Annotated in this window: 21 protein-coding genes; 12 read left to right on the forward strand and 9 right to left on the reverse strand. The window is 68.4% G+C overall.

The annotated features are described in order from the left end of the window. Both dcd and CCN42_RS02960 read left to right on the forward strand, forming a co-directional pair. Window positions 1–581: dCTP deaminase (gene dcd, locus CCN42_RS02955; RefSeq protein WP_107427537.1), on the forward strand; the 581-nt coding region annotated here is incomplete at its 5' end. A 72-nt stretch (window positions 582–653) separates the two neighbouring features. Continuing rightward, entirely contained in the window at window positions 654–1088 is a 435-nt protein-coding gene (locus tag CCN42_RS02960) for a hypothetical protein (RefSeq protein WP_143661835.1), read from the forward strand. Between the two features lie 649 nt (window positions 1089–1737). Here CCN42_RS02960 and CCN42_RS42420 read toward each other — a convergent pair. Together CCN42_RS42420 and CCN42_RS44130 are read right to left on the reverse strand one after the other, a co-directional pair. Then, complete coding sequence (locus CCN42_RS42420; RefSeq protein ID WP_158102056.1) at window positions 1738–1914, reverse strand: hypothetical protein; 177 nt, start codon at window positions 1912–1914, stop codon at window positions 1738–1740. A gap of 11 nt (window positions 1915–1925) precedes the next feature. Then, a complete protein-coding gene (locus CCN42_RS44130) occupies window positions 1926–2477 on the reverse strand; it encodes a hypothetical protein (RefSeq protein WP_245877121.1) in 552 nt (183 codons plus the stop codon). 786 nt (window positions 2478–3263) lie between these two features. Between CCN42_RS44130 and CCN42_RS02970 the strand changes: the two genes are divergently transcribed. The 3 genes from CCN42_RS02970 to CCN42_RS02980 all read left to right on the forward strand — a co-directional run bounded on the left by CCN42_RS02970 (window position 3264) and on the right by CCN42_RS02980 (window position 5047). Continuing rightward, entirely contained in the window at window positions 3264–3494 is a 231-nt protein-coding gene (locus CCN42_RS02970) for a hypothetical protein (RefSeq protein WP_143661836.1), read from the forward strand. 75 nt (window positions 3495–3569) lie between these two features. Continuing rightward, window positions 3570–3986 (forward strand): DUF6221 family protein, encoded by a 417-nt coding sequence (locus tag CCN42_RS41110; RefSeq protein ID WP_107427538.1) that lies wholly within the window; start codon window positions 3570–3572, stop codon window positions 3984–3986. Then, a complete protein-coding gene (locus CCN42_RS02980; protein WP_245877122.1) occupies window positions 3983–5047 on the forward strand; it encodes a tyrosine-type recombinase/integrase in 1065 nt (354 codons plus the stop codon). Before CCN42_RS41110 ends, CCN42_RS02980 begins: the two co-directional genes overlap by 4 nt. A 142-nt stretch (window positions 5048–5189) precedes the next feature. On the opposite strand, the gene CCN42_RS02985 is transcribed toward CCN42_RS02980, so the two are convergent. The 6 genes from CCN42_RS02985 to CCN42_RS03010 all read right to left on the reverse strand — a co-directional run bounded on the left by CCN42_RS02985 (window position 5190) and on the right by CCN42_RS03010 (window position 9812). Next, window positions 5190–5918, reverse strand: coding sequence for a SpoIIE family protein phosphatase (locus CCN42_RS02985; RefSeq protein ID WP_086732926.1), 729 nt, complete (start codon window positions 5916–5918; stop codon window positions 5190–5192). A 40-nt stretch (window positions 5919–5958) separates the two neighbouring features. After that, a complete protein-coding gene (locus tag CCN42_RS42425) occupies window positions 5959–6840 on the reverse strand; it encodes a site-specific integrase (RefSeq protein WP_086732927.1) in 882 nt (293 codons plus the stop codon). Between the two features lie 483 nt (window positions 6841–7323). After that, window positions 7324–7704 carry a hypothetical protein gene (locus CCN42_RS02995; RefSeq protein WP_143661837.1) on the reverse strand — a complete coding sequence of 127 codons (381 nt, stop codon included), beginning with the start codon at window positions 7702–7704 and terminating at the stop codon, window positions 7324–7326. A gap of 261 nt (window positions 7705–7965) precedes the next feature. After that, entirely contained in the window at window positions 7966–8472 is a 507-nt protein-coding gene (locus tag CCN42_RS46040) for an endonuclease domain-containing protein (RefSeq protein WP_086732929.1), read from the reverse strand. Window positions 8473–8951: 479 nt separating this feature from the next. Next, window positions 8952–9245, reverse strand: coding sequence for a hypothetical protein (locus tag CCN42_RS03005; RefSeq protein ID WP_086732930.1), 294 nt, complete (start codon window positions 9243–9245; stop codon window positions 8952–8954). A gap of 12 nt (window positions 9246–9257) precedes the next feature. After that, window positions 9258–9812, reverse strand: coding sequence for a hypothetical protein (locus tag CCN42_RS03010; RefSeq protein ID WP_143661839.1), 555 nt, complete (start codon window positions 9810–9812; stop codon window positions 9258–9260). 170 nt (window positions 9813–9982) lie between these two features. Between CCN42_RS03010 and CCN42_RS03015 the strand changes: the two genes are divergently transcribed. The 7 genes from CCN42_RS03015 to CCN42_RS03045 all read left to right on the forward strand — a co-directional run bounded on the left by CCN42_RS03015 (window position 9983) and on the right by CCN42_RS03045 (window position 14141). Then, window positions 9983–10459 carry a hypothetical protein gene (locus CCN42_RS03015; RefSeq protein ID WP_086732932.1) on the forward strand — a complete coding sequence of 159 codons (477 nt, stop codon included), beginning with the start codon at window positions 9983–9985 and terminating at the stop codon, window positions 10457–10459. Between the two features lie 94 nt (window positions 10460–10553). Then, entirely contained in the window at window positions 10554–11447 is an 894-nt protein-coding gene (locus CCN42_RS03020) for a hypothetical protein (protein WP_086732933.1), read from the forward strand. Continuing rightward, a complete protein-coding gene (locus CCN42_RS03025; protein ID WP_086732934.1) occupies window positions 11447–12268 on the forward strand; it encodes a hypothetical protein in 822 nt (273 codons plus the stop codon). The genes CCN42_RS03020 and CCN42_RS03025 overlap by 1 nt, the downstream gene beginning before the upstream one ends. A 74-nt stretch (window positions 12269–12342) precedes the next feature. Further along, window positions 12343–12528 (forward strand): hypothetical protein, encoded by a 186-nt coding sequence (locus tag CCN42_RS03030; RefSeq protein ID WP_086732935.1) that lies wholly within the window; start codon window positions 12343–12345, stop codon window positions 12526–12528. 148 nt (window positions 12529–12676) lie between these two features. Further along, complete coding sequence (locus CCN42_RS03035) at window positions 12677–12868, forward strand: hypothetical protein (protein ID WP_086732936.1); 192 nt, start codon at window positions 12677–12679, stop codon at window positions 12866–12868. Then, complete coding sequence (locus CCN42_RS03040; RefSeq protein ID WP_086732937.1) at window positions 12865–13713, forward strand: WhiB family transcriptional regulator; 849 nt, start codon at window positions 12865–12867, stop codon at window positions 13711–13713. Before CCN42_RS03035 ends, CCN42_RS03040 begins: the two co-directional genes overlap by 4 nt. Next, window positions 13710–14141 carry a hypothetical protein gene (locus tag CCN42_RS03045; protein ID WP_086732938.1) on the forward strand — a complete coding sequence of 144 codons (432 nt, stop codon included), beginning with the start codon at window positions 13710–13712 and terminating at the stop codon, window positions 14139–14141. Before CCN42_RS03040 ends, CCN42_RS03045 begins: the two co-directional genes overlap by 4 nt. Window positions 14142–14393: 252 nt before the next feature. Here CCN42_RS03045 and CCN42_RS43650 read toward each other — a convergent pair. After that, a partial coding sequence (locus CCN42_RS43650; protein ID WP_211294618.1) for a hypothetical protein occupies window positions 14394–14578 on the reverse strand: 185 nt, incomplete at its 5' end.

The following is a 14578-nucleotide window of genomic DNA, read 5'->3' on the forward strand; positions in this document are numbered from 1 at the left end:
TGCTCCTCTCCGATCAAGACCTCCTCGCCGCGATATCCGGCGGCCGGCTCGGCATCGAACCGTTCGATGAGGCGATGCTTCAGCCCGCCTCCATCGACGTCCGCTTGGACCGCGCCTTCCTAGTGTTCGAGAACCACCGCCACGACTGCATCGACCCCGCGGTGGAGCAGGCCGACCTGACCCGCCTCGTCGAGGTCCCGGACGGGGAGGCGTTCATCCTGCACCCGGGCGAGTTCGTCCTGGCGTCCACGTACGAGCGGGTCCGCCTGCCCCGCGACCTGGCCGCCCGCCTGGAGGGCAAGTCGTCGCTCGGCCGGCTGGGCCTGGTCACCCACTCGACGGCCGGGTTCATCGACCCCGGCTTCGAGGGTCACGTCACGCTGGAGCTGTCGAACCTGGCCACCCTGCCGATCAAGCTGTGGCCGGGGATGAAGGTCGGACAGCTGGCTGTGTTCCAGATGAGCGGCCCGGCGAAGTACCCGTACGGGTCTGTGGAGCGGGGGTCCCGGTATCAGGGGCAGCGGGGACCGACAGCGTCGCGGTCCTGGCAAGGCTTCCACCGCACTGTCCTACCTCTTTGATCTCCTCATTGTCAGCGGTGCCAGATAGCGTGGCACTGCCGAAGATCCTTCAACAGGCGGGGACGGTGAACGGTGAGCGCAGAGACCTCTGAGCCGCACAGCCATGTGGTGATCCCTGACCCCATCAGGGACGTGTACCTTATGTCGATCGTGGCGATGCTCGACAGCGACGAGACCAATAGGTCCGCCCTCAGCGTGACCCTGCAGGTGGGTGGAGTCCTGGTCACGGGCGAGCTGATCGGCCACAGCCGATGGCGAAACGAACTCAAGGCGTGGCTGGCCACGATCGGGGGAGACGCCGATTCGATCTCCCATCTGGTCGGCGTCGTGGAGGAGGAGTTGGCGGCGCAGGGCCAGACGCGGTCGAACCACCTGCACCTTCGGGACGCGAAGTTCATCACGAACTACTCGACCAGCATGCAGGGGATCGCGCCGTTCGGTCCGGAGCGGCCGTTGTGGCGCACACGGGTCGCAGATGTCCAAGGGTGGTCGCTGGGCCGCGCCTAAGGGGCAGGTAGCCTGCATGACGGTGCCCCCGCTGCTTTCCTCAGCGGGGGCACCGTTGTGTTCGGTCAGCTATCGGAGGCACTCGAGGAGTGGCGGGCCCAGCAGGGCCCCGGCGCTGACCGACCCCCGCCGGGGGTTACAGGTCGACCGCCTCGACCTCATCAGCGCTCCAGAACATAGATGCTCCATGTGACCGGACCGGCTTCGGCGCATCACCGCGGCGGACCGCAGCTCGCCAAGCTGCCGTCGAAACCCCCAGGTGCGCCGCGCACTGTGCGGCCGTCCATTCCCGTGGCTCGACGGGACGGCCAACAATGGTGGCGGACTTGGCCACACCTATATTCCAGACAAGCGTAGTCCCCACCTTTCGCACAGGCGCGGCGACCAGCCCACGCTGCGCCAGCGACCGCCACTGAGCGGCGGAGATCCCGTGGTAGTCAGCGCACTCTGCCGCAGACCATTCATCGGGGCGCTTCCACCGACGGACTTCAGCCGCATTCCACAGAGTCATCCCATCGCGCTCGACAGTGGGCTTCGGCTCCAAGCCCGCCTGGACATCCTCCAGCCAGCGCAGACGGGGCACCCCTCTGAAAGAGGCGCACTGTTGGGCAGTCCAGTCCTTCGGGCGCACGGACAAGGCTTACGGTCCTCACTTCTCGGTGTCGCGGTCGGCGGCCCGCTGCTGCTCCTGCCACTCGATGCGCAGGTTCCGCATGTCGTCGCAAAGGCCGTCGTAGACGGTCTTTGCCCGGATGTACGCCTTGCGGGCGTCCTCGGCGTCGGCTTCCAAGCGCCGATGCTTCTCCTCGTACTCCTCGCGGGTCATGGCCGGTGTCCTCACTGCTCGGTGGTTCGGTACTGGACGGGGCGGTCTTGCACCTTGACGAGCAGTCCCCCGTCCGCCAGCTGACGGAGGGCCTCGCGGGCTCGCTTTTCCTGCTGCTGCTCGTCCCCCTGGCCGTGTCCAGCGTCCCGGAGAGCGGTGACGGCGCGCTGGGTGTCCCACAGCCCGCCGAGTGCGCGAACCGCCTGTCCCAGGGATCCCGTAACGCCCATGATGTCCTCATTCTCGTCGCTGCGTCGGTGGTACTTGCGCTTGTGGTTCTGGACGCTCTCTTGTGTCCCTCGGTATCCGGGCTTTGTGCTGCACTCGTCGCACTCCACCCAGACGCCTTCCTTGACGGCGGCCGCGCTGACGGAGTGGTGGGGGCCGTAGCCGTGGGCGTGCAGGAAGTGCGGGACGCTGCCCTCGTACTTGAGGGCGATGAGGGCGGCTTCGGCGGCCTTGTCGTGGCCGGCGGCGAAGAACTTGCCGAGGCCGACTTCGCGTTCGCAGCCGCACCAGCAGGTGCCGGTCGGGATGAGGCGGGGCTTGTCGTTGCTTGCCATGCACCCATGGTAGCAATCCTTGAAGTTGAGGCAAGGGTGTAATCCAAGGATCGCAGTAGCGTTCAGGGCGAAGGCACCCCCGTGACGTCGAGGCGCCGTGCGCGGAGAATCGCTCCTGACGAAGAATCTGACGACCCGTCAGCGAAGGGCGCGCTCGGGCAGCGATCCGCGTGGTTCCCGATAAGCTCACTTGTCGCTACCCATCGGCGAGCGCAGCCGTTGATCGGGGTATGACGAAGCCGTTCTGCACGCAGTGCGCCGAGGACCTCCTGGGCCCGAAGGCCATGACAGCCGTCGACGCGCTCGCGGCAAGCGCCCCGCCACTGAGTGACGAGGTGAAGGCGAACCTCCGCGTCATCTTCCAGGGCGTGCGGCAGCCACGCTCACGGGAACCGGTTGAGAAGGCTTGCGGGCACGCGCAGGGGAATCCACCCTCTGGCTCTAGGTAATGTTCCTGAAGCCGACCGTTGACCTAGGGGGACCCGTTGGAGCCGAGCACACGCCCCTACAAAGCGTTCGACTGCGGAGACGACTGCCACCCGATCCGCTACGCCGCCTTCACTACGCGGACGTGGTGGGGCAGGAAACGCTGGGGAGTCACCGACCGGCACATGGGCGTGCGGCTCAGCCGGCTCTGCAAGAACCCGGACGACGTCGAGAGCTGGCTCGGATTCCTGCTGCGTATGGAATTGCGTGAGCGGTGTGCCGCACGACCCACTCGGTCCCAGCGAAGCGCATAACGTGAGTTAACTGCCCGACCATCCGCGCGGAACGTACAGTCGGTGTATGGCAGTTCACGTGACGTTGCTCGGTTCCTCGCTCCCCGCCGACTACCCGCAGGCGGAACGCACCATCAGCTACGACGACGCCGAAGGAAGTCGCTACACGTACAAGACGCTCGACAGCGGTGTGCTGGTAATCCTCAAAGGCTCCGGCATGAACAACAGCATCGAGGTCATGTACGGGCCTTCGGCGTGGGAGAGCGTCCAGGGGGACACGGTCGGATCCCGCCCCTGACCCTCGCCCCGGGGATCATCACGTGTGGCGTCGGATAACCTCTCCTTATCCGATCACACTGAGACGAGGGTTCCCGTGGAAGACCTGGTGCAGTTCCTACACGACCGGCTGGACGACGACGCAACGTTCATGCAGGCCGCCATCCGGCTTCGAGAGAGCGGTGCCATCGTCTCCTCTCCCCAGGCAACGGAGGGCGCCTTTGCCCTGATGGACATCGTCCAGAATGACCCTGACACTGTGCAGGCCCTATCCGTCTTCACCCGCACCGGCGCCCGAGCACCTGGTGAAGCCGAACGTGTCCTCGCCGAGGTTGACGCGAAGCGCGACCTACTGGAGCTGCATCGCCAACTGGAAGACTCAGAAGAGATGCTGGACTTCTGCGCCACCTGCGACGCAACCGGGAAGTACCCCGAGTACCCGTGTCGAACGCTCCGCCTGCTCGCCCTGCCCTACGCCGATCACCCGGACTACAACGAGGCATGGCGGCCGTGACCCAGCAGCACCTCCCTGCCGTCCAGCCTGAGCGTGCCGCTCTCATCCAGAAGTGGGCCGCCCGGCACGGCATCGACGCCGCTCACCGCCTCGCCCAAGCCGAAGATTTCGCCGACGCCGTCCGCCGCGAAATCGCCGCCGCCAACACCGAGGACACCTACGCCAAAGCCTGGCGCGTCTGGGAACGCTTCACCACCACCCAGCAACTCCCGCTCCTCGAAGGATCCCGCGGCTCCCTCGTCGCCTACGTCGCCTGGATGCTCCGCCAAGGCCAGACCAACGGCCGCGGCTACGCCCCCAGCTCCGCGTCCACGATCCTCGCCGGAACCGTCGTCGAACTCCGCCGCCGCGGCGTCACCGTCACCCGAGATGACCAAGCCGAAGCACGCCGCTCCCTCGACGGCCTCGCCGTCAAGCTGCTCAAGAACAAGGAGCGCCGCGGCCGCGGCAAAGCCGCCACCGCCCAAGTCCCCGACCTCTACCGCGTCGTACGCGCCTGTCCCGACACCCTCGCCGGCGCCCGCGACAAGGCCCTCATCCTCACGAGCTTCCACTACGCCGCCCGCGCCCAGGACCCCGCCGGGCTCCTCGCCGGGGACGTCACCCTGCATCCCCGCGGGCTGGTCATCTCCATCCTGACCGGCAAGACGAAGCACAGCGTCCGCGACGCCAAGATCCTCTACCAGAAGGACCCCGAGATCTGCCCCGTCGAGGCGTGGAAGGCCTACCGGGAACGGCTCGCCGCAGAGGCGGAGCCGCGCTGGTCCCAGCCGGACGCGCCCGCGTTCGTCGGCATCCACCGTTCCGGGCGCGTCACCGGCGGCATGGTCCCCGACTCCGTCACCCGCGCCATCAAACGGATCAGCGTCCGCGCCGGCGTCCGACTCGCCTGGACCGGTCACAGCTTGCGCATCGGCCACGCCACCGCTGCCCGCAAGCAGGGCAAGGACACGGTCGTCATCGCCGACCAGGGCGGCTGGGCCCGGCACTCCCGCTCCATGAACGGCTACTTCCAGATCGAGGACGGCTGGGACGACAACTCCACCGCCGACCTCACCTAGAGACGGGGACACATCGTGACCACCAGCCACGAGCGCGGCGCCCGCGCTGTCCGGGTCCTCGTGGTCGGCGTGCCCGGCAGGCTATCCGGTGGCCTCCTGATCTCTGCAATCCTGTGCAGACGCCAGCTGGTGGTGTTATGGGTCAGTCGGTCCTGCGCAGGACGACCACGGTCGCATCGTCACGGTACGTCTCCCCAGCAGGCCCGTCTTCTTCGCCCTCGGCAGCCGCGACAAGCGCGTCCGCCAGAGCCTGCGGGGACGCAGCGTGCTCCTTGCACAGCCTCTCCGCCGTCTCCAGGTCCACCTGATCCGAGACGCCATCGGTAACGAGCAATACCACGGGCACCTCCTCCGGGATCTCGAGCTGGCGGCACGTCATCTCTGTCGCCTGGGCGAGGCCGAGCCGGGCCCAGTTGTCCTGCGTCTCCGCGATCTCGATGGAGACGCCGCCGTTCCAGCGCAGCCATTCGCCCATGGTCTGGTCCCGGCTCCACAGGGTCAGCTTCTGCCCGTCCCAGCCGTACGCCCGGCAGTCGCCGATCCAGTGGACGCTGGTGGGGGAGCCCGGTTCCATCGAGGCGTATACGGCGGACATGTGGGGCGGTCGGTCGTAGGCGGCGGCCATCCTTCCGGCGGTGGTCAGGGCGACGAGCCCGCCCATGGCCATGCCCATGAGGGTGATCACCGGGGGGATGTGCTGGGCGAAGTCGATGGTTTCCTGCCGGTGGCCGGCGCCATCGACGACGGCCGCGCAGACCTGGTCGCCGCGGCGGTGTACGTGCGCGCCGTCCGCGGAGGGCGGTTGAGTTCCTGGGCGCTGTGCGATGCCGGTCGTGACCGCTGCAACCGGTGTGGCTTTGGTGGTGTCCATCAAAGGGGCTCCTCGCTCGGTCGCTGCGTCCGGTTCCACGTTATGTGCGTGCGGGTGGGTCTGGGGGTGTGTCCCAGTAGCCGGTGTGGGCGATGGTGTCGGCGGTGACGGGTGGGGTGCGGTGGGCGAGGACGGGGCTGGTGGCGCAGATCTGCTGGACGATCTTGTTGGGGTATTCGCGGACGATGGGGTGGCCGCCCTGGCCGATGATGAGGGCGTGGACGCCGTCGGCGGGCTTGATGCGTTTGGGCAGGTAGTGGACGAGGGCGGCCGAGGTCAGTGGCTCGAGGACGAACTTTTTGCCGACGTTTTCGAAGTCGTCGGGGGCGCGGATTTCCCAGGTGCCGTTGCCGAGGTCGTAGAGGTGGCGCCTGTCGACGCGGGTGACTTCGGAGGGGCGCAGGCCTTCGAGGAGGAGGTAGGCGATGAGGCGGTCGCGGAGGTAGTGGCGGGCGTTGGTGGGGCCCCAGCCGCCGATGGCGGCGAAGAGGGCGGCGCGTTCGCTGGGGTTGAGGCGTTTGGGTGGGGTGTCGTCGCGGTCGAGGCCGGAGCGCAGTTCGGTGAGGTCGGGGGTGAGGCGGATGATGCCGTGGTCCTGGGCGGCCTTGTAGTACTGGGTGAGGGCGGTGATGCGCCGGTCGTGGGATTTGGCGGTCGCGGGGTGGTGCTGGGCGATCCAGGCGAGGGCGGCGGGCCCGTCGAAGGGGCGGGTGCCGAGGACTTCGTGCAGGTAGCGGTCGTAGGACCAGGCGGCGACGTGCTCGATGCCGAAGTGGTAGGGGTCCACGATGGGGCCGGCGTGGGGCCAGGTGTGGTCGCACCAGTCGAGCCAGGAGGTGACCTCTTGTCGGTAGGCGGCCTGGCTGGAGGGGCGCAGGGTGCCGGAGGTGAGCCAGGCGTCGAGCAGTGCACGGGGGTCCATGCTCCTTATCCTGCCCGTTCCGCTCTCTAGATCAAGATTTTCACGAAACCTCGGGTGCCTCGGCCCAGGTGGCGGGGTGGTCGCGGTGTGCGGGGAAGCGCGGGGGGATTGCGCGCGCGGCTTCTCCTGGTGGGTGGGGTCCCGAGGTTTCGTGAAGAGTCTCGATCTTGTGGGGAAGGGTGCCGGCGGGCGGGGCGGCGGGGCCTGGGACCACGCTACGGGTGAGCGAGCCGGCGTTTCCCCCTCTCACCCGCGGTGTGTCAGGAGCCGCCTACACCTGGGCACTCCGCTGCCCAGTGCCAACGCTGCACCGGATCAAGAGCATGCTCCGGGCAATCCAGCCTCTGGTCGTCCTCAGCCACACCACCGCACCGCCGCTTCGGGCAGAGGCAGTCGGCGAAGCTCCCGCCGAGGATGGTGGTGCCGTGCCGCTCGTAGGCCGAGATACGGGCGAGGGCCTCGACGTTGCGTTCTACGGCCACGTCAGTCCACGTCCCCGTAGTACTTCTCGAACGGGTCGAAGCCGTCGTCCGCGGCCGCGCGCATCTCCTCGTGCTCCGACTCCCGGGCCCGCTCGTCCTCCTCCGCGCGCTCCTGCGGGGTCAGGGCCGCCCTGCGGGACTCCTCCGCCGCCCACTCAGCCGCCACACGCTGCTTCCACGCATCGATGTCGAAGTCGCGGTTCTGCGAGCACGGTTCCTGCTGCGGGTGCGGGGGGCGGGCGCACGTTTCGGGCAGGACCCCGAACGGGTCCAGCTGCTCGCCGCACACGGCCTGCTGGGCAAGGAGCGCAGTGTGCTTACCACCGGCCTGGCGCTGTACGACGCGGGCCTTCTTCGCGGCGGTCGACTGTTTCTTCGGCACGGTCATCATCTCCGGGTTCCGGCGGTGCCCACGCCCTTCGCCGCACAGAGGTGTCCGTGACGGATGGGTGCTGCTTCGCGGGCCCCGAGAGACCTTCACCATCCCCTGCCGCTGCGTGGGTGCGGTCTTGGGGTCATGCGGTTGGCGGCGTACGCGTCCTGCCGCTTGCTGCTGAAGTCTAGCGTCGGCCGCTGACAACCGCGCTTCACAGCCCCGGTATCGGCTCGTGATCGACGTCCCGCCGCTCATAGCCGATCCGGGTCACTCCCAAAGACCGGGTATCTTGTCCTGTTCACCGATCTTCTGGGCAGACCGAATCCGCTGCTCCGCAGTGGTCAGGTACTTCAAGGCTGCCCGAAGTCTGGTTGGGGTGTCCCCAAGGTGCCCGACTCCCGTATTGCACGGGCCGCACAGAAAGCCGCGCAGCTGCCCGGTCTCGTGACAGTGATCGAGCGATAGCCGGGCGTACCGGCCGCCGTGATTGGCCTCTTGTGGGGTCCGCCTGCATACCTCACAGCGGTTGTCGACCGGGTACCGCTCTACCACTTCGGCCCAAGGGATACCAAGCTTCTTGGCGTATCGGCGCAGACTGGCGTAGGACTTGCTGGCTCTGTCCTGCGTGTGCCGGCGCAGAGCGTTCTTCGCCCGAAGACGCTGGTCGGCTGCCTCACAGTCCCTGCACCGTGACCGCCACTTGGCCGCTCCCTGGCTAGACTTCCTCAGCCCGAAGGCGCTGATCGGAAGCGTCTGTCGGCACATCCAACACATCTTCTCGGTGGGTGCCTGAACTGTGACAGCAGTCGTGTGGCAGGCGCCGCAGAGAGCACTTCGCCGGTCTTTCGCGCTGCCACACGCAGGGCAGGTGTCGAGACGTCGGATGCTGTAGTGGTAGTGGGCGCTGCATAGCCCACGCGACCTACGAGGCTTGTCGCAGTCACCGGCGAGGCAGGGTCCCTTGCGGGAGACGTTCTTCTGGGTGCTGGCAGCCAGGTCCTTCAAACGGTCCTGATAGTGCTGCGTGCACAAGCCCTCGGCCTTTCCGACGGCTCGGATCGGTAGCACGCATCCCTCAGCTTTGCATATCCGATCATGGATGGTTTGACGATCTGCGGTCACGTTACGTGTTCTCCCAGGTCAAGGGCAAGGGGTGGCGCGATGGCAAGGTCCGGTTCTACAATCGCCTGACGCGATCAGCATGCGAGGCCACCAACCCCGGTCCGGGGCGGTGGCCTTCGGTGTATCTCGGGTCAGTCGTAGGTGATGACCATCGCGTCCGAGGACTCCTCGGTCGGGTCGGCTCCGCGGTCACGGCACAGGAGGCAACGGGTTCCGAGGTAGCCCTCGGGTGCCATGTAGAGGTGCTGGCCGCAGAAGTAGCCGCCGCAGCTGAATTCGTCGCCGCCGTGCATGCTGCCGCAGAGGTAGCCGAGGCCGCGGTCGATTCGTTCGGTGCAGCCGGGCTGCTCGCAGGTTGTGGGGACGTCGTAGCCGACGTCGATCTGCTTGCCGTTGCGGTAGACGGTGCCGTGCATGTTGCCCATGGGTGATGCCTCCTAGGCGGCGAGGTCGGTGTCGGTCTGGGTGAGCTTGCGGCGGGGCTGGTAGTCGGCGTCGTCGGGGTCGCGTTCGAGCTCGAAGCGGATGATGGCCTGTTCGTCGTGGGCGGGGGCCTTGGGGGTGGGCTCGTAGGTGGTGTTGGCGGGCGGGGTGAGGACGTAGCCGATGCGGTGGACGGTGTAGCTGAGGATGCCGGACAGGGCGAACTCGCGGGCTGCGGTTTCCCCCTTGGTGTCCTCGCCGGCGGCCTGGCGCTGGGCGAGTTCGGCGGCGCGGAGGCGGCACATGGCGTGGATGTAGATGTCGCCGCCGCGGACTTCGCCGGTCTTGGTGATCTTCACGGCGCTGGTGCGGAGTTCTGAGATCTCGATGGTGCGGACGGTGGGTTCGGGCTCGCCGGGCTTGAGGTAGGTGATGGTGACGGCCCAGCGGTGGTCAGCGGCCCTGTAGAGGTCGGTGAGCGTCTTGCGCGTGGTCTGGCGGCTCGTCAGCTTCATCGGGTCCCCCTTGTTGGTGCGGTGTGCCCACCATAACCAGTTGAGCATTGCCATGCAAGGTTCATGCGGGTACTGTTGTGGTCACCGGGACGATCCGTTCCGGCCGCCATACCGGTACGGCATGGCGTGCCAATGCTTGAATGGAGGAGACTGGCGTGCGACATGCCCCCACGCGCCCGCCCGGCCGGCCCCGGAAGGACGGGCGCCGACCGAGAGGACACCGAGTGACCCGCCCCTGGCGTGACCGCCTGCAGAAGGCCGCCAACGTGCTCCGCGCCGACGGACACGAAGAGGAAGCCCTGGACGTCGAAGCGGTGCTGGCGCCCGGCGCCTGGAACTGGCTGCGGGAGACCGAGTCGAAGGGCGAGCTGTCGCCGCTGCCGTTGACGCTGGACCGGCGGCTGAAGGACGCGCTGGCGAAGGCCGCCGAGGACAAGGGAGCCGTGCCGAGCAACGTGGTCGTGGAGGGCTTCCGCGCGTTCCTGGACGACGACTTCGTGCCGCCGCGGGTCGTGGCGGTCCGTGGGAGCGCCCACTACAGCAAGACGACGATGACGGTGACGGTACCGAAGGATCTGCGGGAGCAGGTGAGCGCGAAGATCCCGCAGGTGGCAGAGGAGGCCGGGTACCGGATCACGCTGTCGTCGATCGCTATCGAGTGGCTGCTGGACCAGCTGGGCGTGGAGCGTCCGGCGGACTGACCGGCCCCCGTGGGTGCGGGCTGGTCTGGACGCCGACACCGGGCCGGTCCCGTGCACCCCGTTGAGCACTGCATAACCCCATAGGAGAGACCTCATGGCGCATGCGCCCGAGGCCCCCGCCACCATCACGGCGGAGGGCCCCACCTCGCACACCTTTTTTCAGGCCGCGCGGCCCGCGAACACCTTCGGGTACACGCGTGAGCAGCAGATCGAAGCTCTGCACCGTCTGCGGGAGCCGTTCAAGCCGGAGGAGATCCGTTACCTGCCGCGCGTGTGGTGCGGGGCGTGCAAGAACTCCCGCGGCCAGGGCTGCCAGAACCACCGCATGGCCAAGTGCGGCAAGTGCGGTCAGAAGATGCCGACCGGGGGCCACATCGACCTGGCCTACGTGGGGCACGCCGAGGCGACGAACCGGCTGCTGAACGTGGATCCGTTCTGGGACTGGGAGCCGCTGACGGTCGACGAGCGGGGTCTGCCCCAGGTGGACGGCTACCGCGGGCTGTGGATCCGGCTGACGGTGTGCGGGATGTCCAGGCTCGGGTACGGGCACGCCGGCGACAAGACAGGCGGGGACGCGGTGAAGGAGGTCATCGGCGACGCGATCCGTAACGCTGGCATGCGGTTCGGGATGGCGCTGGATCTGTGGACGTCGTCGGACCTGGAGATCATCGAGTCTGGCGGGGCGTCCCTTGAGCAGGACGGCCAGGGCAGCGGGCAGCCGTCCGGTAGCCCGGAGCAGGGGCCGGCCGCCTCGGCCGATGGCAGCGTGGACCATCTCGCTCGTCTGCGGGCGCAGGCCCTGGAGTGCTGGGGCAGCTCGCGGCCGCTGGGGCAGATCATCCTCGATGCGGAGAAGCACGGGGTCGCCGACAGCGACGTGCCGTTGAAGGACGGGCGTGTGGTGACGTTCCGGGAGCTGCTGAACAGCCGGATCACCGAACTGGACAAGCTGGCCGCCCAGGGCGGTACGGAGAGGAGCGCCGCCTGATGGCCGGGGAGCGGGACCATGGGTACGCCCGGTACCGGCTGGACGGCTGCCGCTGCTACGTCTGCGGCTTCGCGCGGAGCCGGTATGACGAGAACCGTGCAAAGGCCATGACGGCTGGGACGTGGGAGCCGTGGGTGGACGCTGAGCCGGTTCGTGTCCACATCCGTCATCTTCAGGCATGCGAGATGGGGCTTCGGACCATCGCCGCGGTGGCCGGCGTCGACCGGAAGCGGCTCCAGGCCGTTCTGAACGGCCGGCCAGAGCGGGGGACGGCACCGCAGGAGAAGGTGCGCCCGGGGCTGGCGGCTGCGGTTCTGGCGGTGGAGCCGTCTCTGGAGAACTTGGCGCCGTCCACGTTGGTCAGCCCGCTGGGAACTCGTCGTCGGGTGGGGGCGCTGGTTGCCGTCGGCTGGCCGCAGCAGCACCTCGCTGCCCATCTGGGCATGACACCGTCCAACTTCGGCACCATGCTCGGTCGCCCGCATGTGCTGGCCCGCAGGGTGCTTGCCGTTCGGGCGATGTACGACGCTCTGTGGCGTACCGATCCGCGCGAGCGTGGAGCGACGGCAGCTGGCATCGCGCGGGCCAAGCGGTACGCGGCGAATCGTGGTTGGGCGCCGGTCGGCGCTTGGGACGACGACACGATCGATGACCCGGAGGCGTTCCCGGACTGGACGGGCCGCTGCGGGACGCTTGAGGGGGACCGGGAGCACTACCGACTGGGGATCCCGCCCTGCCAGCCGTGTCGCGATGCGCGGAATGCTTATCGGCGCCAGGGGCGGCAGGCACGCAAGGCTGCCCACGTCGACGAGGCCGCCTGAGTCACCAAGTCCCCGCTTTTGGGGCACCCGTAGTTCCTCATCTTCCCGGCTGTTCGCCGAATCGAGGTCTCGTCATGTCCGTTGACCGTGTTCCGGGGCTGGTTCTGCCCGTCGTGTTCCTGCTCGCCGTGGTCGGTGTCGCGGTCGCCCTGTGGTGGGAGCGGCGTTGGCCGTCGTCGCCGACCCGGCAGCCGACTCGCCGGGCTGGTGAGCGCGCGGCCGCGGAGGCCTCCCGCCCCAACGCCCTGTACCGGCCCTGACCCGCGTTCGTCCCCGTTGTTCGTCCGCCTTCCCGAGAGAGAGGTGAGTGCCGTGCGTTGTCCTGTCCGTCTCCTCACTGCCGCCGCGGCACTCGCCGCGGCGGTTGCCGTTTCGGCTGCTGTCCGCCGGGATCGTCGCCTGCGTGCCGTGCTGGTGCGGGAGCGGGCGGCGCACCGGCTGACCGATGCCTGTCTGCACCGTGACCTGGAGGCGTTCCGCCGCCGGATCGACGCGGTGGTCGCGCAGCGGGCCGTGATCGACGAGGCCGGCCTGGTCCTCGAGGACGCTCTTGCCCGCACATCCCGGATTGACCCGACGTTGGAGGGAGGCCCCCAGTGACCGATTCGATCGCATTGAGGAAGGCGTGGGAGGAGCATCCCCGGTACCGGTATCGGGGGTGTGCCCCGGATGTGGATGTGCCGGGTCGTGCGGCGGGGAATCTGGCGTTGTCGCTGGATGCGTGGTCGGGTCCGGACCGTGAGGGTGGTGAGCCGCAGAAGGAGCGTGAGGCTCGTCAGGCGGCTGCGATCGAGGTGTGTCTCGGTTGTGCGGTGATGGTGCAGTGCGATGCGTACGCGAACAGCATCACGTCGGACGGGAGGCTGGCGGAGCCGGACGGGATCTGGGGTGGGCGTACGGCGTTGGAGCGGCACAAGGCGCTGATCGCGGCGCGGCATGCTCAGCCGGCGGCGCCGGACCGGCGGTTTGCTACGCCGCAGAAGCAGGCTGTGTTGCGGGCGCTCGCCGTCTGCTGGGATCCGTTCGAGGTGGCGGAGCGGGCGGGGGTGGATGTGCGGACGGCGAACTGGCAGCGGTCGAATCTGACGACGCTGCTGGGCTTGCCGCGGTCCGCGTCCCGGGCGCAGCTGCTGGCGGCTGCGGAGGGGCGGGGGCTGTTGGACGGGGTTGCGGTGGTGGCGGATGACGGGTCGGTGCCGGCGGTGCCGCCGCCGACGAAGATGCCAGCGCCTGCCCCGAGGCCTGCGCCGGTGACGGTGACGTCGCGGGTCGGGCTTCCGGCGCCGGGCCCGTATGAGCCGGTGCGGGTTCCGCGGCCGCGCCGGACCTGGTTCGCCCGCATCGAGGGCCAGCTCGCGTTCGACCTGGACGCCGAGCTGGCGGATGTGGCGGACGTGCACGACCTGTTCATCGACACGACCGAGTGCCTGGAGGCCGCAGCATGACCGAGATCACCCCTTCTCCCGCCGTCCCGTCCGTGTCCGCCGAGGAGGCCGCGGCGTTCGAGGTGATGGGCGCGGACGCGGTCAGCGCGGGATGGAACATGTCGGCCGGCGCCTACATTGCGGGGCTCCTTGCTGCTGGGCAGGCCGCCACGGCGCCGTCGCCGAAGACGCTGCTGGCGGACCGGTGGCCGGATGTGGATCCGGCGGTGGCGTACGCGATCTACGAGCGGGGGCTGGAGGCGGGGTGGCGAGGTGCGCAGTTCTATGCAGCGCCCCGGCTGCACAGGGAAACGCTTGCGGCGTTGAAGGCGCAGTTGGAAGAGACGGGGTTCCACGCGATGGCGGGTCTGGTGGGCCGGTCACGGGAGGTGGTGGTGCGGTCGAGGCCGGTGCATCCGGTGGATGGTGAGGGGGCCGGGGGGCACTGACGGGGCGTCACTTTGGGGTGTGACAAGTCGTACTAGAGACACGTGGGGAGGAGCTGGGACAGGTGGCATGGTCAACCGGTAGGCTGGTGCCTGCGCCAGACGACCACTCAGATGTGGTCCACGGCGCTCACAGACGACATGGAACGGCCCCGCAGTGGTCCTGGTGCTGGTAACACCGGGTGCGGGGCCGGGCCGACACACAACCACGACGAAGGTGCCGACGATGGCCAAGAGTACCCGGGGTACTTCCCCCTATGACAGGTGGCTCCAAAGTTTCTGCGGATCCGGCGTGAACATCACACCGCCGACGCAGCCGAGCCCTGTCCCTTCTACCCACACAGTCGCGTGACCGCCCAGGGCGACGAGCTGGCCGCTCGCCGTCGAAACCGCGCGCCGAAGAAGCGTCGAGCCGCGAACGGCGCGCAGCTTCCCTCCAG

The organism is Streptomyces glaucescens (genome assembly GCF_002154375.1).
In the GTDB taxonomy this organism is placed as follows: Bacteria; Actinomycetota; Actinomycetes; order Streptomycetales; family Streptomycetaceae; genus Streptomyces; species Streptomyces glaucescens.